Source organism: Streptomyces sp. NPDC088732 (assembly GCF_044751205.1).
Lineage (GTDB): Bacteria > Actinomycetota > Actinomycetes > Streptomycetales > Streptomycetaceae > Actinacidiphila.
In genome coordinates this window covers 79,326-97,661 of record NZ_JBIVLI010000012.1, presented here as the reverse complement: position 1 = coordinate 97,661, position 18,336 = coordinate 79,326, and the positions used below count along the sequence as shown (strand labels likewise).

At 72.6% G+C, this 18,336-nt stretch carries 16 protein-coding genes; 1 reads left to right on the top strand and 15 read right to left on the bottom strand.

The features are described 5' to 3' along the window. Positions 1-36: 36 nt before the first annotated feature. Together fmt and def are read right to left on the bottom strand one after the other, a co-directional pair. Positions 37-969 (bottom strand): methionyl-tRNA formyltransferase, encoded by a 933-nt coding sequence (fmt, locus tag ACIP9H_RS21265; RefSeq protein ID WP_401960179.1) that lies wholly within the window; start codon positions 967-969, stop codon positions 37-39. A gap of 32 nt (positions 970-1,001) precedes the next feature. Beyond that, on the bottom strand, positions 1,002-1,547 hold the full coding sequence (gene def, locus ACIP9H_RS21260) for a peptide deformylase (RefSeq protein ID WP_401960176.1): 546 nt from the start codon (positions 1,545-1,547) through the stop codon (positions 1,002-1,004). A 200-nt stretch (positions 1,548-1,747) separates the two neighbouring features. Between def and ACIP9H_RS21255 the strand changes: the two genes are divergently transcribed. Further along, complete coding sequence (locus tag ACIP9H_RS21255; protein ID WP_401594237.1) at positions 1,748-2,272, top strand: hypothetical protein; 525 nt, start codon at positions 1,748-1,750, stop codon at positions 2,270-2,272. Positions 2,273-2,364: 92 nt separating this feature from the next. On the opposite strand, the gene ACIP9H_RS21250 is transcribed toward ACIP9H_RS21255, so the two are convergent. The 13 genes from ACIP9H_RS21250 to ACIP9H_RS21190 form a co-directional block, all read right to left on the bottom strand. After that, positions 2,365-4,509 carry a primosomal protein N' gene (locus ACIP9H_RS21250; protein ID WP_401960173.1) on the bottom strand — a complete coding sequence of 715 codons (2,145 nt, stop codon included), beginning with the start codon at positions 4,507-4,509 and terminating at the stop codon, positions 2,365-2,367. Positions 4,510-4,642: 133 nt separating this feature from the next. Next, on the bottom strand, positions 4,643-5,851 hold the full coding sequence (metK, locus tag ACIP9H_RS21245; RefSeq protein ID WP_401594231.1) for a methionine adenosyltransferase: 1,209 nt from the start codon (positions 5,849-5,851) through the stop codon (positions 4,643-4,645). 223 nt (positions 5,852-6,074) lie between these two features. Then, positions 6,075-7,283, bottom strand: a complete 1,209-nt coding sequence (gene coaBC / locus ACIP9H_RS21240; protein WP_401960169.1) for a bifunctional phosphopantothenoylcysteine decarboxylase/phosphopantothenate--cysteine ligase CoaBC — start codon at positions 7,281-7,283, stop codon at positions 6,075-6,077. 102 nt (positions 7,284-7,385) lie between these two features. Then, entirely contained in the window at positions 7,386-7,658 is a 273-nt protein-coding gene (rpoZ, locus tag ACIP9H_RS21235) for a DNA-directed RNA polymerase subunit omega (RefSeq protein ID WP_005319902.1), read from the bottom strand. 129 nt (positions 7,659-7,787) lie between these two features. Further along, entirely contained in the window at positions 7,788-8,345 is a 558-nt protein-coding gene (gene gmk / locus ACIP9H_RS21230) for a guanylate kinase (RefSeq protein ID WP_401960166.1), read from the bottom strand. Positions 8,346-8,383: 38 nt separating this feature from the next. Continuing rightward, positions 8,384-8,707 (bottom strand): integration host factor, encoded by a 324-nt coding sequence (locus tag ACIP9H_RS21225; RefSeq protein ID WP_018564176.1) that lies wholly within the window; start codon positions 8,705-8,707, stop codon positions 8,384-8,386. A gap of 224 nt (positions 8,708-8,931) precedes the next feature. Next, positions 8,932-9,765, bottom strand: coding sequence for an orotidine-5'-phosphate decarboxylase (pyrF, locus tag ACIP9H_RS21220; RefSeq protein ID WP_401594221.1), 834 nt, complete (start codon positions 9,763-9,765; stop codon positions 8,932-8,934). Next, positions 9,765-10,877, bottom strand: a complete 1,113-nt coding sequence (locus ACIP9H_RS21215; protein ID WP_401594218.1) for a quinone-dependent dihydroorotate dehydrogenase — start codon at positions 10,875-10,877, stop codon at positions 9,765-9,767. The genes pyrF and ACIP9H_RS21215 overlap by 1 nt, the downstream gene beginning before the upstream one ends. Before the next feature lie 81 nt (positions 10,878-10,958). Continuing rightward, complete coding sequence (gene carB / locus ACIP9H_RS21210) at positions 10,959-14,270, bottom strand: carbamoyl-phosphate synthase large subunit (RefSeq protein WP_401594215.1); 3,312 nt, start codon at positions 14,268-14,270, stop codon at positions 10,959-10,961. Next, the gene (gene carA, locus ACIP9H_RS21205; protein ID WP_401594213.1) at positions 14,263-15,402 is read right to left on the bottom strand and encodes a glutamine-hydrolyzing carbamoyl-phosphate synthase small subunit; all 1,140 of its coding nucleotides are present in this window, start codon (positions 15,400-15,402) and stop codon (positions 14,263-14,265) included. The genes carB and carA overlap by 8 nt, the downstream gene beginning before the upstream one ends. Further along, positions 15,399-15,974, bottom strand: a complete 576-nt coding sequence (locus ACIP9H_RS21200) for a hypothetical protein (RefSeq protein ID WP_401594211.1) — start codon at positions 15,972-15,974, stop codon at positions 15,399-15,401. Before ACIP9H_RS21200 ends, carA begins: the two co-directional genes overlap by 4 nt. Next, positions 15,971-17,275 carry a dihydroorotase gene (locus tag ACIP9H_RS21195; RefSeq protein WP_401594208.1) on the bottom strand — a complete coding sequence of 435 codons (1,305 nt, stop codon included), beginning with the start codon at positions 17,273-17,275 and terminating at the stop codon, positions 15,971-15,973. The genes ACIP9H_RS21200 and ACIP9H_RS21195 overlap by 4 nt, the downstream gene beginning before the upstream one ends. Beyond that, entirely contained in the window at positions 17,272-18,252 is a 981-nt protein-coding gene (locus tag ACIP9H_RS21190; protein ID WP_401594205.1) for an aspartate carbamoyltransferase catalytic subunit, read from the bottom strand. The genes ACIP9H_RS21195 and ACIP9H_RS21190 overlap by 4 nt, the downstream gene beginning before the upstream one ends. Between the last annotated feature and the right edge of the window lie 84 nt (positions 18,253-18,336).

Here is an 18,336-nt window from a genome sequence, read left to right as displayed (position 1 = left end):
TCGTGCCCCGGTTCCGAGCGTACGTGGGACGCGCGGTCACGCGCCCAGCCGCTCCCCGGAGGGAACGCGGACGCCGCGCGCCCAGTCGGCGGCGGCCATCGGCTTCTTGCCCTGCGGGCGCACCTCGCCCAGTTCCACGGCGTGGCTGCCGGTGCCGACGAGCACGGCCCGCTTGGTGACCTCCAGCTCGCCGGGGGCGAGGCCGGTGTGCTCAGGCAGCAGGGTCACGGGGCCGATCTTCATCCGCTCGCCGCCGAAGAGGGTCCAGGCCCCCGGGGCCGGGGTGCAGCCGCGGACCAGGCGGTCCACGCGCAGCGCGGGCGCCTTCCAGTCGATCAGGGCGTCCTCGACGGTGATCTTGGGGGCCGTCGTGATGCCCTCGGCGGGCTGCGGGCGGGCGACCAGCGAACCGTCCTCGATGCCGTCCATGGTGGCCGCCAGCAGCTTCGCCCCGCTGTGGGCGAGCCGGGTGAGCAGGTCGCCGCTGGTGTCCCGGGACCGCACGTCCTCGGTGACGACGCCGTAGACCGGGCCGGAGTCCAGGCCCTCCTCGATGAGGAACGTGGAGGCGCCGGTGACCTCGTCGCCGGCCATCACCGCGTGCTGGACGGGCGCCGCGCCGCGCCAGGCGGGCAGCAGGGAGAAGTGCAAGTTGACCCACCCGCGGGCCGGTACGTCCAGGGCCACGCGGGGCAGCAGGGCGCCGTAGGCGACGACCGGGCAGCAGTCGGGCGCGATCTCGCGCAGCCGCGCCAGGAAGTCCTCGTCACGGGGACGCGCGGGCTTGAGCACCTCGATCCCGGCCTCCTCGGCGCGCTGGGCGACCGGGCTGGCGACGAGCTTGCGCCCGCGGCCCGCGACGGCGTCGGGCCGTGTGACGACGGCGGCGACCTCGTGGCGGCCGGAGGCGATCAGTGCGTCGAGTGCGGGAACGGCGACCTCGGGGGTGCCGGCGAAGACGAGCCTCATGCGGGTGCGGTGCCTTTCTGCGGAACGCGGCGCTACAGAGCGCGGCCGAAGGTGCTGTGCGGCGAGACGCGGACCTCGGGCGCGGGCTGCCCGGTCCACTCCGCCTCCCGTATCGCCTTCATGGCGGCCTTGCGCTGCTCGGGATCGAGCCGGTCGATGAAGATGATCCCGTCGAGGTGGTCGGTCTCGTGCTGGATGCAGCGCGCGAGCAGCTCGGTGCCCTCGATGGTGACGGGGTCGCCGTACATGGTGAAGCCGCGGGCCACGACGCCGTGCGCGCGCTTGGTGTCGAAGCGCAGTCCGGGCAGCGAGAGGCAGCCCTCGGGGCCGTCCTGCTCGTCGTCGCTCAGGCTCAGGTCGGGGTTGACCAGATGGCCGACCACCCCGTCGACGTGGTACGTGAACACCCGCAGCGACACACCGATCTGAGGGGCCGCCAGGCCCGCGCCGGGAGCGTCGCGCATCGTCTCCTCGAGATCCTTGACGAGGGTGCGCAGCTCTTTGTCGAACACGGTCACGGGCTGCGCCTTGATGCGCAGCACGGGGTCGCCGAAGAGGCGGATCGGCTGGACGGACACGCGGCGGGCTCCATGGGTGGACGGCGGTGGTCGGCGGGTGGGCAACCGCACCAGTCTATGGGCCGACAGGGTGGGGGCGCGCACGGCTTCTCGCGCCCCCCGGCGAACGGGATGCGCCCCTGCTGCGTGACTCCGCGGGCGGCTGGCGCGTTGATGTCAAAGGAGATTGACCGACACGAGCCGGCTCGAGAGGCCAGTTGATGCCCGAACACGCAACTCACGACGCCCAGGCCAGGGCGAGCCTTCACCTGCTGGTGCGGGACATCGAGCGGGTCCGCCGACAGGTCGACGCGCTGCGCACCCTCACCACCCAGTTGGGCAATGTCTACCGCCCCCGGCGCAGCGGCCCGTCCGCCGGATTCGTCGTCTACGGCCGGGCGCCCGCACCCACCGTACGGCTCGCCCAGGAACTGCGGGACAGCGTCGAGACCCTGGTGACCGCGGCGGTGGAGTTCGACCGCTCCCTGGGCTTCTCCTGGGACGCCGTCGGCTCCGCGCTGGGCGTGACCAAGCAGGCCGTCCACCGCCGCTACGGCACCCGTCGTGCCGCCGCCGCGGCATCGGCGGAGCCGCACGGCGAGCCCGACTCCCCCGCGTCGGCCGTCGCGTCGGTCCCGGCGCCGACCATCCCCGCGCCGACCGTCCCCGCGGCCCGCGCCATGCCCTCCGCCGCGCCCCGCGACGACAGCATCCCCGGCGCGGTCCCCGCTCCCCGCACCGGCTGACTTCCCGCTCCCCCCTCATACGCTTTCCCGCCCCGCCGCCCACCGCGCCTCACCAGGCCGGACGCCGGGGCGGAAGCGTGTCCGGGCGCGACTCAGCCGATGTCGGGCGGGTCGATGCGCACCCGCACCGGGTCGGCCTCCTTGCGGGCGATCCGCGCGGTCTGCGCGGCCTTGAGCGCGGCGGCGAGCGCCGCGCCGTTCCCAGGACGCACACGCAGCAGCACACGGTCCCACCGCTCACCGGGCGGGGTGTCGCCGCTGCGGCGCGGACGCGCCGGGTCGACGACGGGCAGCGGCACGGGCCCCAGGATGTCGGTGCCCTCCGGGAGGCGGACGGTGTCCAGCAGGTCCGCGACGGCAGCGGGGCGCCCGCTCACCGAAGCCATCCGGGAGACCGGGGGAAAGCCCAGTTCGGCGCGTTCCGCCAGCTCCCGCACGGCATGACCGACCGGGTCCCACCGCACCAGGGCCTGCACCGGACGGAGCGTCGGCTCCGCCATGACCACGACGGTGCCGCCCTCCCCGGCCGGGCGCACCAGGGCGGCGGCGTGGGCCCAGCGGCGCAGGGTCTCCTCCCCCGCTCGCAGATCGGGCCGGTTGAGCAGGGCCCAGCCGTCGAGCAGCAGCGCGGCCGCGTAACCGCCGTCGGCGACCGGCTCGGCCCCGGGTGTCGAGATCACCAGCGAGGGCGTCTCCGGCACCGAGGCGAGCACCCCGTCACGGCCGGAGGTCCGCACGGGCACCTTGGCGAAGGCGCGGCCGAGTTCGTCGGCGGTGCGGCGGACGCCCACCACCTGGGCGCGCAGCCGGAAGCCGCCGCACTCCGTGCAGTGCCAGGCGGCCTCGGGCCGTCCGCACCAGCCGCAGTGCGGCGCGCTGTCGCCGTCGCCGAGCTGGAGCGGCCCGGCGCACTGCGCGCAGCGCGCGGGTTCCCGGCAGCGCTCGCAGGCCAGCCGCGGCACATAGCCGCGCCGCGGCACCTGCACGAGCACCGGTCCGCGCTGGAGGGCCTCCCGGGTGACCTGCCACGCCACGCTCGGCAGGCGCGCGGCGCGCGCCGCGGCGTCCCGCGCCTCGTCGCCCTCGCCGACGGTGCGCACCAGCGGCGCCGTGGCCCGCACCCGTTCGCGCGGCGCCGTGATGGGCAACGCCCACTGGCTGTCGACGAGTTGGGCGCCTTCGACGGTGCAGGTGAGACCGCCGAGAAGGAATCCGGCACCTTCCTCGGCGGCGCGCAGCAGCAGGACGTCGCGGGCGTGCGGCTGCGGGGCGTGCGGTTCCGCGTGGCTGGAGTCGCCGTCGTCCCACAGCACGGTCAGCCCGAGGCCGGCCACGGGCGCGAACATCGCAGCCCGGGTGCCCACGACGGCACGGACACTGCCCCGGCTCACGGCGAGCCAGCGGCGGTACCGCTCCTCGGGCCCGGCGTCCGCGGTGAGCAGCACATGGTGTCCGCCACCGAGGAGCGCGGTCAGCGCGGTGTCGACGCGGGCGGCGGCACGGCCGTCGGGGACGACCGCGAGCGCTCCGCGCCCCGAGGCCAGGGTCGCCGCCATGGCGCGGGCGATCTCCTCGGGCCAGGTCGGTCCGGGCAGTGCGGTCCACACTGCCCGCGGGGTGTCGCCGCGGGACAGGGCCTGCAGGAAGGCGGGGCCGGTGGCGTACCGCCGCCACGATCCGGGGTCCACCGGCGCGGGGGCGGGCAGCGGGTCGCGGGCCGGTTCGGCCTCGGCCTTCGCCCGCCGCGGCGGCACCGCGAGCTGGACGACGTCGGCAAGCGCTCCAGCATAGCGGTCGGCGACCGCGCGGCACAGCCGCAGCAGCTCCGGGGTCAGCACCTCCTCCGGGGAGAGCACCTGGGCGAGCGGCGCGAGCGGTCCCCGGTAGTCGCTCTCGGCCAGCCGGTCGACGATGAAGCCGTCGTGCAGTTCCCCGCCCTCGCGGCGGCCCTTCACCACGCGCGCGCCGAAGCGCACGCGGACCCGCACGCCGGGACGCGCCTCGGCGTCCATCTGGGCGGGCACGGCGTAGTCGAAGTACTGGTCGAGGTGGAGCAGCCCCTTGTCGACCAGGACCCGGGCCACCGGCAGCCCGTCGGCCAGTGCGGCCCCCCGCCAGGTCCGCGGCTTGGCCCGGGGCTCCTTGGCCTTGCGCACCGTCTCCCGGATGAGCGCGAGCTGCTCTCCCCCCTGCGGCCCGTCCGCCGGGGGTGTGCCGTGCTGGTCCTCGCTGCTCACAGCCTCAGTGTTACCAGAAGGCTCGGACAGCGCGGTGCCGCCCGCTGCCCGCTGCCCGGGGCGGGGACGAGAACGGGGACGGCCCCGGACCGTTCGGTCCGGGGCCGTCCCCGATGCCCTGTGCGGTGCGGCCTTACAGGCCGACCGTCTCGCGCAGCGCGTCGACGCGGTCGGTGCGCTCCCAGGTGAAGTCCGGGAGGGCACGGCCGAAGTGCCCGTACGCAGCGGTCTGGGAGTAGATCGGGCGCAGCAGGTCGAGGTCGCGGATGATCGCCGCGGGACGCAGGTCGAAGACCTGGCCGATGGCCTGCTCGATGCGCTCGGGGTCCACGGTGTGGGTGCCGAAGGTCTCGACGAAGAGGCCGACGGGCTCCGCCTTGCCGATCGCGTACGCGACCTGGACCTCGCAGCGCGAGGCGAGGCCCGCGGCGACGACGTTCTTGGCGACCCAGCGCATCGCGTAGGCGGCGCTGCGGTCGACCTTGGACGGGTCCTTGCCGGAGAACGCGCCACCGCCGTGGCGGGCCATGCCGCCGTACGTGTCGATGATGATCTTGCGACCGGTGAGGCCGGCGTCACCCATCGGGCCGCCGATCTCGAAACGCCCGGTCGGGTTGACCAGCAGGCGGTAGCCCTCGGTGTCGATCTTGATGCCGTCGTCCAGGAGAGCCCGCAGCTCCGGCTCCACGACGAACTCGCGGATGTCGGGCGCGAGCAGCGAGTCCAGGTCGATGTCGCTGGCGTGCTGCGAGGAGACGACGACGGTGTCCAGACGGACGGCCTTGTCGCCGTTGTACTCGATGGTGACCTGCGTCTTGCCGTCGGGGCGCAGGTACGGGATGGTCCCGTTCTTGCGGACCTCGGTCAGGCGCCGGGAGAGCCGGTGGGCGAGCGTGATCGGGAGCGGCATCAGCTCGGGGGTCTCGTCGCAGGCGTAGCCGAACATCAGGCCCTGGTCGCCCGCGCCCTGCTTGTCGAGCTCGTCCTCATCGCCTTCGACCCGGTTCTCGTACGCCGTGTCGACACCCTGCGCGATGTCCGGGGACTGCGCGCCGATGGACACCGAGACACCGCAGGAGGCGCCGTCGAAGCCCTTCTTCGAGGAGTCGTAACCGATGTCGAGGATCTTGTTGCGCACCAGGGTCGCGATGTCCGCGTAGCCCTTGGTGGTGACCTCGCCCGCGACGTGCACCAGACCGGTGGTGATCAACGTCTCGACGGCGACGCGGGAGGTGGGGTCCTCCTTGAGCAGTGCGTCGAGGATCGTGTCGCTGATCTGGTCGGCGATCTTGTCGGGGTGGCCCTCGGTCACGGACTCGGAGGTGAACAGGCGGCGGGACACATCGCTCCCTGGGGTTGCAGCGGCTGCTGGCTGATCATGGGTGGCTCGCGCGGGGCTGCGCCCGGCTGGCCAGGGGTCAGTTTATCGTTCGTACCACGAAGACGGACACGGCATCTCGAAGGTTGGGAAGGCCGTGACCTGCAACACTGTCCATCACCCCGGCCCCGAACGCCAGTAGCTCGCTCGCACGACACGCAATGTCGTACCGCCGCCGGGGCGATGATCAGGCAAGACGCCGGGCGACCAGGTCCCAGACCTGCTCGGCCAGGGCCTCCTTGGGACCGTGCGGCACCTGGGTCTCACTGCCGTCGGCGCCGAGGATCACAGCCTCGTTCTCCTCGGTCCCGAAGGCTTTGGAGTCGCCGACCTCGTTGACGACGAGCAGATCGCACCCCTTGCGGGCGAGCTTGGCACGGCCGTTGACCAGGACGTCATCGGTCTCGGCGGCGAAGCCCACGACGACCTGCGCGGCGTTGGGCCGTTCGGCGGAGAGCTCGGCGAGGACGTCGGGGTTGCGCACCAGCGCGACCGGCGCGGGCTCCTCGCCGTCCTTCTTCTTGATCTTGCCCTCGGCGTAGTGGGCCGGACGGAAGTCGGCGACGGCCGCCGCCATGACCACCGCGTCGGCGTCGGCGGCGGCCTTCAGGACCGCCTCGCGCAGCTGCACGGCGGTGCCGACCCGGACCACGTCGACGCCGGCCGGGTCGGCGAGCGCGGTGTTCGCGGCGATCAGGGTGACCCTGGCCCCGCGCGCGACGGCGGTGCGGGCCAGGGCGTAGCCCTGCTTGCCGGAGGAGCGGTTGCCCAGGTAGCGGACGGGGTCCAGCGGCTCACGGGTGCCGCCGGCGCTGACCACGACGTGGCGTCCGGCCAGGTCGGCCGCCAGGGCGCGCGGGCCGCGCAGCAGCACCCGGCGGCAGGCCTCGAAGATCTCGGCGGGGTCGGGCAGCCGGCCCTTGCCGGTGTCGACGCCGGTGAGCCGGCCGACGGCGGGTTCGATCACGATCGCGCCGCGGCGGCGGAGCGTGGCCACGTTCTCCTGGGTGGCCGCGTGCTCCCACATCTCGGTGTGCATGGCGGGCGCGAACACCACCGGGCAGCGTGCGGTCAGCAGGGTGTTGGTCAGCAGGTCGTCGGCGAGCCCGTGGGCCGCCTTGGCCAGCACGTCGGCGGTGGCGGGGGCGACCACGACCAGGTCGGCGCCCTGCCCGATGCGCACGTGCGGCACCTCGTGGACGGACTCCCAGACCTCCGTCGAGACGGGGTTGCCCGACAGCGCGGACCAGGTCGCCTCACCGACGAAGTGCAGCGCCGAGGCGGTGGGCACGACCCGCACCTCGTGGCCGGACTCGGTGAACCGGCGCAGCAGCTCGCACGCCTTGTACGCGGCGATCCCGCCGCTCACGCCCAGGACGACCTGTGGCTTCCCCATCGTCTCTCCCGCGCTGTGTGGACCCGTGTGCGTACCCGCCCATGACACACCACGGGCCCGGCGGCTCGGCCGCCGGGCCCCCTGGTGCGTGCGTGGGTCGTACTACTGCGCCGGGCCCTCGATGGCCTCGGAGGTCAGCAGACCCGCGTTGATCTCGCGCAGCGCGATCGACAGCGGCTTCTCGTGCACGTGGGTGTCCACGAGGGGGCCGACGTACTCGAGCAGGCCTTCGCCGAGCTGCGAGTAGTACGCGTTGATCTGACGGGCGCGCTTGGCCGCGTAGATCACGAGGCTGTACTTCGAGTCGGTGGCCTCGAGCAGCTCGTCGATCGGCGGGTTGATGATGCCCTCGGGCGCGGTGATGGAAGAGGACACGCTCTACCTTCCGATTGGATGGACTGGATGAACCTTGATCAACATGGACGACCTGCTGCGCCCCGGGCGGTCCCGCGGGCCGGACTCGCTGGTCGGCTCCCGGTGGGGCCCGGAAAAGGCCGCAAAAGATCAGTCTACGGTCATCAAGGCTAGCAGCTCACGCGCGACGTCCTCGACGGAGGTGTTGACCAGGGTGGTGTCGAACTCCGTCTCGGCCGCCAGCTCGACGCGGGCGGCCTCCAGGCGGCGCTCGATGACGTCCGGCGGCTCGGTGCCGCGGCCGGTGAGCCGGCGGACCAGCTCGTCCCAGCTCGGCGGTGCGAGGAAGATCAGCTGGGCGTCGGGCATCGACTCCCGGACCTGGCGCGCGCCCTGGAGGTCGATCTCCAGCAGGACCGGCTCGCCGGCGTCCAGTCGCTCCAGGACGGCCTGGCGCGGGGTGCCGTAGCGGTTGCCGGCGAATTCGGCCCACTCGAGCAGTTCGCCGTTGGCGACGAGCTTGTCGAACTCGTCACTGTCGACGAAGAAGTAGTGCACCCCGTGCTCCTCCCCGGGCCGCGGCCTGCGGGTGGTGGCCGAGACCGAGAGCCAGACCTCGGGGTGGACTGTGCGCATATGAGCGACGACCGTGCTCTTGCCGACCCCCGAGGGGCCGGAGAGCACGGTCAGCCGCGGACGTTCACTCATGGAGCGATTATCCCGGTTCCCGGGGGGTGCTGGGAACGTCAGGCAGCGGGGCTGCCGAACTCGCGCTCCAGGGAAGCGATCTGGTTGGAGCCGAGCCCACGGACCCGGCGGCTCTCGGAGATGCCGAGCCGCTCCATGATCTGCTTGGCACGGACCTTGCCCACGCCGGGCAGGGACTCCAGGAGGGCGGAGACCTTCATCTTGCCGATGACGTCGTTCTCCTGGCCCTGCTTGATGACCTCGTGCAGCGAGGCGCCGGAGTGCTTGAGCCGATTCTTGACCTCGGCGCGCTCCCGGCGAGCCGCGGCGGCCTTCTCGAGCGCGGCAGCGCGCTGTTCAGGGGTAAGGGGCGGAAGAGCCACGCCTACGTCACCTCGGAAGTAGAACTGTCGGATACGGATCGGTGTGGAACCTAGCTGCCCCCCACCTGCAGGGGCAACGTGAAACGCGCACCTTGCGCGCTCTCGTCGGAGACTAGCGGCCCGAACGCTCACAGTCAGCGCAAACAAGAAGAAAAGTCCTGGTCAGCGTCAATCGACCAGGACTTTCCGGACAAAACTGAGCAGGTTTCCGGACGTCTTGACTCCTACTTGACGGCTTCGGCGAGTTCCGCGGCCTGCTGGAGGGCCGCTTCACGCAGCGCGGAGACCGACGGACCGTGCCGCAGAACGCCCCGGCTCACGCTGGGCACGACATTGCGCACCGCGTCGCCGAAGACCCTCGGCAGGTCCTGGGCCGTGGCCCCCTGGGCGCCGATTCCGGGGGCGAGGAGCGGACCGTTCACGGCCAGTCCGACGCCGGCCCGGTCCAGGGTCGCGCCGACGACCGCGCCGACGGAGCCCAGGGGCGCGGCGCCCGCGTTCTCGGCGGCGATGTGGTCCAGCATCACCTGTGCGAGCGACCTGCCGTCCGGCGCGGTTGACCGCTGGACCTCCGCGCCCTCCGGGTTCGAGGTCAGCGCGAGGACGAAGACCCCGCTGCCGCTCGCGCGCGCCGCGTCCAGGGCCGGGCGCAGGGAGCCGAAGCCCAGGTAGGGGCTGACGGTGACGGCGTCGGAGAAGAGCGGTGACGCCGGGTCGAGGTAGGTGGCGGCGTACGCGTCCATCGTGGAGCCGATGTCGCCGCGCTTGGCGTCCGTCAGCACGAGCGCGCCCGCCTCACGGGCGTCGGCGACCGCGCGCTCCAGGACGGCGGTCCCGCGCGAGCCGAAGCGCTCGAAGAAGGCGCTCTGCGGCTTCAGCACCGCCACGCGGTCGGCCAGGGCCTCCACCACAGTGCGGGTGAAGCGCTCCAGGCCGGCGACGTCGTCGTCCAGGCCCCAGGCGGTGAGCAGGGAGGAGTGCGGGTCGATCCCGACGCAGAGCGGGCCGCGGGTGTCCATGGCGCGGCGCAGGCGTGCGCCGAAGGGCTCGGGGGTCATCACGGGGCGGCTGCCTTCCGGGTGTCGGCGCCGACGGCGTCGGCGAGGGTCGCGTACGGGCTGTTCCCGAGGCGGGTCGCCAGGCCGCGGTGGATCGTCCGGCACCAGAAGGGGCCCTGGTAGACGAAGGCGCTGTAGCCCTGGACCAGCGTCGCCCCGGCGAGGATGCGCTGCCAGACGTCGTCCGCGGTCTCCACGCCGCCGACGCCGACCAGGGTGATCCGGTCGCCGACCCGGGCGTACAGGCGGCGCAGCACCTCCAGGGAGCGGGCCTTCAGCGGGGCGCCGGACAGCCCGCCGGTCTCCGCGGCCAGGGAGGGATCGGCGCGCAGGCCGAGCCCGTCGCGGGCGATGGTGGTGTTGGTGGCGATGATGCCGTCCAGGCCGAGTTCGAGGGCGAGGTCGGCGACGGCGTCCACGTCCGCGTCGGCGAGGTCGGGCGCGATCTTGACGAGCAGCGGGACCCGGCGGCCGGGCACGGTGCGGTCGGCGGCCTCGCGCACGGCGGTGAGCAGCGGCCGCAGGTGGTCGACGGCCTGCAGGTTCCGCAGTCCGGGGGTATTGGGCGACGAGACGTTGACGACCAGGTAGTCGGCGTAGCGGGCCAGTCGCTCCGTCGAGGCCACGTAGTCCGCGACGGCCTCGTCCTCGGGGACGACCTTGGTCTTGCCGATGTTGACGCCGACGGTCGTCGGGAAGACCGCCGTGCGGGCTTCCAGGCGTTCGGCCACCGCGGCGGATCCCTCGTTGTTGAAGCCCATGCGGTTGATCAGCGCCCGGTCCTCGACCAGGCGGAACAGCCGCTGCCGCGGGTTGCCGGGCTGCGGCTGGGCGGTGACGGTGCCGATCTCGACGTGGTCGAAGCCCAGCATGGTCAGCCCGTCGATGCCGACCGCGTTCTTGTCGAACCCGGCGGCGAGCCCGAAGGGGCCGTGCATGCGGCGGCCCAGGGCCTCGATCCGCAGCGCGGGGTCGCGGGGCGCGAGCAGCGCGGCGACGAAGGTGCGCAGGACGGGGATCCGGGCGGCGAGCCGGATCCAGCCGAAGGCGAGGTGGTGCGCCCGCTCGGGGTCGAGGCGCTTGAAGATCAGGCGGAACAGGAGCGCGTACATGTGAGGCCTTCTGCGGTGGTGCGGCCGGCGGGGGGGCTCGTGACGAGGGGGGCACCGGTGTGCGGTGCCCCCCTCGCGGGCCTATGCCTCGCGGGCCGCGGTCAGGCGTTCCGCGTGCTCCTGGAGGGAGCGGACCCCGACGTCGCCCCGGGCGAGCGCGTCCAGTCCCTGCACCGCGGCGGCGAGCGCCTGCACGGTGGTCAGGCACGGGACGCCGCGGGCCACGGCGGCGGTGCGGATGTCGTATCCGTCGAGGCGGCCGCCGGTGCCGAACGGGGTGTTGACGATGAGGTCGATCGCGCCGTCGTGGATGAGGTCGACCACGGTCGGCTCGCCGTTCGGGCCGGTGCCCTCGCTCTTCTTGCGGACGATCGTGGCCTCGATGCCGTTGCGCTTGAGCACTTCGGCGGTGCCGGAGGTGGCCAGCAGCTCGAAGCCGTGCTCCACCAGGGCCCGGGCCGGGAAGATCAGCGCCCGCTTGTCGCGGTTGGCCACCGAGACGAAGGCGCGGCCCTTGGTCGGCAGCGCGCCGTAGGCTCCGGCCTGCGACTTGGCGTACGCCGTGCCGAAGACCGAGTCGATGCCCATGACCTCGCCGGTGGAGCGCATCTCCGGGCCGAGGACGGTGTCGACGCCGCGGCCGTGCACGTCGCGGAAGCGGCTCCACGGCAGCACGGCCTCCTTGACGGAGATCGGCGCGTCGAGCGGCAGGGTGCCGCCGTCGCCGTGGGCCGGGAGCAGTCCCTCGGCGCGCAGCTCGGCGATGGTGGCACCGAGCGAGATGCGCGCGGCGGCCTTGGCCAGCGGCACCGCCGTCGCCTTGGAGGTGAAGGGCACGGTGCGGGAGGCGCGCGGGTTGGCCTCCAGCACGTAGAGGATGTCCCCGGCCAGCGCGAACTGGATGTTGATCAGGCCCTGTACGCCGACGCCCTTGGCGATGGCCTCGGTGGAGGCGCGCAGCCGCTTGATGTCGTGGCCGCCCAGCGTGATCGGGGGCAGGGCGCAGGCGGAGTCGCCGGAGTGGATGCCGGCCTCCTCGATGTGCTCCATGACGCCGCCGAGGTAGAGCTCGTGGCCGTCGTAGAGCGCGTCGACGTCGATCTCGATGGCGTCGTCGAGGAAGCGGTCGACCAGGACGGGGCGGTCCGGGCCGATCTCGGTGGACTCGGCAATGTAGGAGGCGAGGCGGGTCTCGTCGTAGACGATCTCCATGCCGCGGCCGCCGAGCACGTACGAGGGGCGCACCAGGACCGGGTAGCCGATCTCGTCGGCGATGGCCTTGGCCTCCTCGAAGGTGGTGGCCGTGCCGTGCTTGGGGGCGGGCAGGCCGGCCCGGTCCAGGACGCGGCCGAAGGCGCCGCGGTCCTCGGCAAGGTGGATGGCCTCGGGCGAGGTGCCGACGACGCGCACGCCGTTGTCCTTCAGAGCCTGCGCCAGGCCGAGCGGGGTCTGGCCGCCGAGCTGGACGACGACGCCGGCGACGGGGCCGGCCTGCCGCTCGGCGTGGACGATCTCCAGGACGTCCTCCAGGGTGAGCGGCTCGAAGTAGAGCCGGTCGGAGGTGTCGTAGTCGGTGGAGACGGTCTCCGGGTTGCAGTTGACCATGACGGTCTCGTAGCCCGCGTCGTGCAGCGCGAAGGAGGCGTGCACACAGGAGTAGTCGAACTCGATGCCCTGGCCGATGCGGTTCGGGCCGGAGCCGAGGATGATCACGGCGGGCTTCTCGCGCGGCGCGACCTCGGTCTCCTCGTCGTAGGACGAGTAGAAGTACGGGGTGCGGGCGGCGAATTCGGCGGCGCAGGTGTCGACCGTCTTGTAGACCGGGCGGACGCCGAGCGCGTGCCGGACCTCGCGGACGACATCCTCGCGCAGCCCGCGGATCGCGGCGATCTGGGCGTCGGAGAACCCGTAGCGCTTGGCCTCGGCGAGCAGTTCGGGGTCGAGCTTGCCCGCGGCGGCCAGCTCGTCGGCGATCTCCTTGATCAGGAAGAGCTGGTCGACGAACCAGGGGTCGATCCTCGTCGCGTCGAAGACCTCCTGGGGAGTGGCCCCGGCCCGGATCGCCTGCATGACGGTGTTGATCCGGCCGTCGGTGGGGCGTCCCGCGGTGAGCAGCAGCTCGCCCTTGTCGCCGGTTTCGCCGGTGAAGGCGAACTGGCTGCCCTTCTTCTCCAGCGAGCGCAGCGCCTTCTGCAGCGCCTCGGGGAAGTTGCGGCCGATCGCCATGGCCTCGCCGACCGACTTCATGGTGGTGGTGAGGGTGGCGTCGGCGGCGGGGAACTTCTCGAAGGCGAAACGCGGCACCTTGACGACGACGTAGTCGAGGGTCGGCTCGAAGGACGCCGGCGTCTGCTCGGTGATGTCGTTGGGGATCTCGTCGAGGGTGTAGCCGACCGCCAGCTTGGCGGCGATCTTGGCGATCGGGAAGCCGGTCGCCTTGGAGGCGAGCGCGGAGGAGCGGGAGACCCGCGGGTTCATCTCGATGACGATGACCCGGCCGTCCTCGGGATCGACCGCGAACTGGATGTTGCAGCCGCCGGTGTCCACGCCGACCTCGCGGATCACGGCGATGCCGATGTCGCGCAGGATCTGGTACTCGCGGTCGGTCAGGGTCATCGCGGGCGCGACCGTGATGGAGTCACCGGTGTGCACGCCCATGGGGTCGAAGTTCTCGATGGAGCAGACGACCACGACGTTGTCGTGCTTGTCGCGCATGAGCTCCAGCTCGTACTCCTTCCAGCCGAGGATGGACTCCTCCAGGAGCACCTCGGTGGTCGGGGAGAGCGTGAGTCCCTGGCCGGCGATGCGGCGCAGCTCCTCCTCGTCGTGGGCGAAGCCGGAGCCGGCGCCGCCCATGGTGAACGACGGGCGGACGACGACCGGGTAGCCGCCCAGGGTGCCGACTCCGGCGATCACCTCGTCCATGGTGTGGCAGATGACGGAGCGGGCGGACTCGCCGTGGCCGATCTTGGCGTTGACGGCCGCGACGACGTCCTTGAACAGGTCGCGGTCCTCGCCCTTGTTGATGGCCTCGACATTGGCGCCGATCAGCTCGACGCCGTACTTGTCGAGGACACCCGCGGTGTGGAGCGAGATCGCGGTGTTGAGCGCGGTCTGGCCGCCCAGGGTGGGCAGCAGGGCGTCCGGGCGCTCCTTGGCGATGATCTTCTCGACGAACTCCGGGGTGATCGGCTCCACATAGGTGGCGTCGGCGATCTCCGGGTCGGTCATGATCGTGGCCGGGTTGGAGTTGACCAGGATCACCCGCAGGCCCTCGGCGCGCAGGACGCGGCAGGCCTGGGTGCCGGAGTAGTCGAACTCGGCGGCCTGGCCGATGACGATCGGGCCGGAGCCGATGACCAGGACGGACTGGATATCGGTGCGCTTAGGCACGCTGGCCCTCCATGAGCTTCACGAAGCGGTCGAAGAGGTACGCGGCGTCGTGCGGACCTGCGGCGGCCTCGGGGTGGTACTGGACGCTGAACGCGGGGGTGTCGAGCAGCCGCAGGCCCTCGACCACGTTGTCGTTGAGGCAGACGTGGGAGACCTCGACCCGCCCGTACGGGGTGTCGGTGACCTGGTCGAGCGGCGCGTCCACGGCGAAGCCGTGGTTGTGGGCGGTGACCTCGACCTTGCCGGTGGAACGGTCCTGCACCGGCTGGTTGATGCCGCGGTGGCCGTACTTGAGCTTGTACGTGCCGAAGCCGACGGCCCGGCCGAGCAGCTGGTTGCCGAAGCAGATGCCGAACAGCGGGGTGCCGCGCTCCAGGACGCCCCGGATGACGGTCAGGTCGGCGGTGGCCGGGTCGCCGGGGCCGTTGGAGAGGAAGACGCCGTCGGGCCGGACCGCGTAGACCTCCTCCAGGGAGGCGGCCGCGGGCAGGACGTGCACCTCGATGCCGCGCTCGGCCATGCGCTGCGGCGTCATGCCCTTGATGCCGAGGTCGAGGGCGGCGACGGTGAACTTCTTCTCCCCGACGGCCGGGACGACGTACGGCTCCTTGGTGGCGACCTCCGCGGAGAGGTCGGCCCCGGACATCTGCGGGGCGGCCTGCACCTCGGCGAGGAGTGCGGCCTCGTCGGTGTGCGCCTTGTCGCCGGAGAAGATGCCGACACGCATGGCGCCGCGCTCGCGCAGGTGGCGGGTGAGGGCGCGGGTGTCGATGCCGCTGATGCCGACGACTCCCTGGCGGGTCAGTTCCTCGTCCAGGGTGCGCCGGGAGCGCCAGTTGGACGGCACGCGGGCGGGGTCGCGGACGACGTAGCCGGCCACCCAGATGCGGGAGGACTCGGGGTCCTCGTCGTTGACGCCGGTGTTGCCCACGTGCGGGGCGGTCATCACGACCACCTGGCGGTGGTACGAGGGGTCGGTCAGCGTCTCCTGGTAGCCGGTCATGCCGGTGGAGAAGACGGCCTCGCCGAAGGTCTCCCCCACGGCCCCGTAGGCACGGCCGCGGAAGGTGCGGCCGTCCTCCAGGACGAGTACGGCGGGGACCCTCGCGGGCCGCTGGGCGGAGGTCGTCATCGTGCGCCTTCCTGGTCGTGCGTAAGGGTGTTCAGGGCCTCGACCCACGCGCTGTGCTCGGCGGAGCGGTCGGAGCGGAAGCCGGAGTCGATCTCCCGGTCGCCGTGCGCCCAGGTGATCACCAGCAGGCCGCCCTCGGTGAGGACCTTGCCCGCGATGCCCTTGTCGAGGCGGGCGCCGCGCAGGGCTTCGGCCGGGATGAAGAAGTCCGGGGCTCCGGCGCGGACGACGTCCACGCCGCGGTCCGTCAGGGTCAGCGCGGCACGGCTGCGCACCCCCAGGCCGTGGGCCACGATGCGGTCCAGCCACTGCCCCGCGGTCGTGCTGCCGTGGTAGCGGCCGTCCATGGCCAGCAGGACCGGCCGCGGCTCGTCGCCGGGCTCCTCCGGGGCTGTGGGGAGGCCGGGCACGTCCCCCTGGAGGGTGCCGCGCCACTTCCAGCCCTGGCGCATCAGCCAGTAGACGAGGGCGATGAGGAGCAGCAGCCCGACGACCCAGCCGATGCGGGCGGACCAGTCGGTGACCTGGGCGGAGTGCTTGCCCTCCGCCGCGATGAGTACCAGAGGTGTCACGAGAGCTTCCCGTCCATGACCGTCGCCTTGCCCCGCAGGAACGTCGCGAACACCTGGCCCGGCAGCTCCAGACCCTCGTAGGGGGTGTTGCGGCTGCGGGAGGCGAAGCCCGCGGGATTCACCTCACCACGGTATGCCGGATCGACCAGCGTCAGGTTGGCGGGTTCACCGGCCGAGACGGGGCGGCCGTGTCCGGCCAGGCGCCCGATGACGGCGGGCCGGAAGGACATCCGGTCGGCGACGCCCGCCCAGTCCAGCAGGCCGGTGTCGACCATGGCGTGCTGGACGACCGACAGCGCGGTCTCCAGGCCGATCATGCCCATCGCGGCCGCGCCCCACTCGCAGTCCTTGTCCTCGTGGGGGTGCGGGGCGTGGTCGGTGGCCACGCAGTCGATGGTGCCGTCGGCGAGCGCCTCGCGCAGCGCCATGACGTCGGCCTCGGTGCGCAGCGGCGGGTTGACCTTGTAGACCGGGTTGTACGAGCGCACCAGCTCGTCGGTCAGCAGCAGGTGGTGCGGGGTGACCTCGGCGGTCACGTCCCAGCCCTTGGACTTGGCCCAGCGCACGATCTCGACGGAACCGGCCGTGGACAGGTGGCAGATGTGCACGCGGGAGCCGACGTGCGCGGCAAGCAGCACGTCGCGGGCGATGATCGACTCCTCGGCGACGGCAGGCCAGCCGGTCAGGCCCAGCTCGCCGGAGACGACGCCCTCGTTCATCTGGGCACCCTCGGTCAGCCGCGGCTCCTGGGCGTGCTGGGCGACGACGCCGTCAAAGGCCTTCACGTACTCCAGGGCGCGGCGCATGATGACCGCGTCGTCGACGCACTTTCCGTCGTCGGAGAAGACCCGCACCCCGGCGGCGGAGTCCGCCATCGCGCCGAGTTCGGCGAGCTGCTTGCCCTCCAGGCCCACGGTGACGGCACCGACCGGCTGCACGTCGCAGTAGCCGTGCTCGCGACCGAGCCGCCAGACCTGCTCGACGACGCCGGCGGTGTCGGCGACCGGGAAGGTGTTCGCCATCGCGTGCACAGCGGTGTAGCCGCCGGCGGCGGCGGAGCGGGTGCCGGTGAGGACGGTCTCGGAGTCCTCCCGGCCCGGCTCGCGCAGATGGGTGTGGAGGTCGACCAGGCCCGGCAGGAGGACCTTGCCCGCGGCCTCGACCACGGTGGCGCCCCCGGGGGCGGCCAGGTCCGTGCCCACCTCGGCGATCGTCTCGCCCTCGATCAGGACGTCCTGCGGGTCGCCGCCCAGGATCCTCGCGCCGCGGATCAGCGTCCTCGGGGTCGCGCTCGTGTTCATTTGCTCTCCTCAGCGGTGCGGGCGGGGACGGGGCCGGAGACGGCGGGCTCGGCGCCGCCGAGCAGCAGGTACAGGACGGCCATCCGGATGCTGACGCCGTTCCTGACCTGCTCGACGGCGGTGCAGCGCGGCGAGTCCGCGACCTCGGCGGTGATCTCCATGCCGCGGTTCATCGGTCCGGGGTGCATGACGACGGCGTGCTCCGGCAGGGCGGCCATGCGGATGCCGTCGAGGCCGTAGCGGCGCGCGTACTCGCGCTCCGTAGGGAAGAAGGCGGCGTTCATGCGCTCGCGCTGGACGCGCAGCATCATGACGGCGTCGGTCTTGGAGAGCACCGCGTCCAGGTCGTACGAGACCTCGCAGGGCCAGTTCTCGACGCCGATCGGCAGCAGGGTGGGCGGCGCCACCAGGGTGACCTCGGCGCCCAGGGTGTTCAGCAGCAGCACATTGGAGCGCGCCACGCGGCTGTGCAGCACGTCGCCGACGACGGTGACCCGCCGGCCCGCCAGGTCGCGGCCGGGGCCCGACAGGTGGCGGCGCATGGTGAAGGCGTCCAGCAGCGCCTGGGTGGGGTGCTCATGGGTGCCGTCGCCCGCATTGACCACGCTGCCGCCGATCCAGTCGGAGTAGGCGAGGCGGTGCGGGGCGCCGGACATGTGGTGGCGGATGACGACGGCGTCGGCGCCCATCGCCTCCAGGGTGAGCGCGGTGTCCTTCAGCGACTCGCCCTTGGAGACCGAGGACCCCTTGGCGGAGAAGTTGATGACGTCGGCCGACAGCCGCTTGGCGGCGGCCTCGAAGGAGATGCGGGTGCGGGTCGAGTCCTCGAAGAAGAGGTTGACGACAGTGCGGCCGCGCAGGGTGGGGAGTTTCTTGATGGGGCGGTCGGCGACGCGGGCCATCTCCTCGGCGGTGTCGAGCACGAGGAGGGCGTCGTCGCGGGTGAGGTCGGCCGCCGAGATCAGGTGGCGCTTCATCGGTCACTCCGGAGGATGCGTGCGGGGGCGGGCGAAGGGGCGGCACGCGGCGTCTCCCGGACGGCTCGTGCCGGGGACGGGCGG

What these genes read in the sequence shown, in the direction of transcription:
- fmt (WP_401960179.1), bottom strand. Translation starts at nt 969, where the DNA reads ATGAGGCTCGTCTTCGCCGGCACCCCCGAGGTCGCCGTTCCCGCACTC.
- ACIP9H_RS21255 (WP_401594237.1), top strand. Translation starts at nt 1,748, where the DNA reads ATGCCCGAACACGCAACTCACGACGCCCAGGCCAGGGCGAGCCTTCAC.
- coaBC (WP_401960169.1), bottom strand. Translation starts at nt 7,283, where the DNA reads ATGGGGAAGCCACAGGTCGTCCTGGGCGTGAGCGGCGGGATCGCCGCG.
- gmk (WP_401960166.1), bottom strand. Translation starts at nt 8,345, where the DNA reads ATGAGTGAACGTCCGCGGCTGACCGTGCTCTCCGGCCCCTCGGGGGTC.
- pyrF (WP_401594221.1), bottom strand. Translation starts at nt 9,765, where the DNA reads ATGACCCCCGAGCCCTTCGGCGCACGCCTGCGCCGCGCCATGGACACC.
- ACIP9H_RS21215 (WP_401594218.1), bottom strand. Translation starts at nt 10,877, where the DNA reads ATGTACGCGCTCCTGTTCCGCCTGATCTTCAAGCGCCTCGACCCCGAG.
- carA (WP_401594213.1), bottom strand. Translation starts at nt 15,402, where the DNA reads ATGACGACCTCCGCCCAGCGGCCCGCGAGGGTCCCCGCCGTACTCGTC.
- ACIP9H_RS21195 (WP_401594208.1), bottom strand. Translation starts at nt 17,275, where the DNA reads ATGAACACGAGCGCGACCCCGAGGACGCTGATCCGCGGCGCGAGGATC.
- ACIP9H_RS21190 (WP_401594205.1), bottom strand. Translation starts at nt 18,252, where the DNA reads ATGAAGCGCCACCTGATCTCGGCGGCCGACCTCACCCGCGACGACGCC.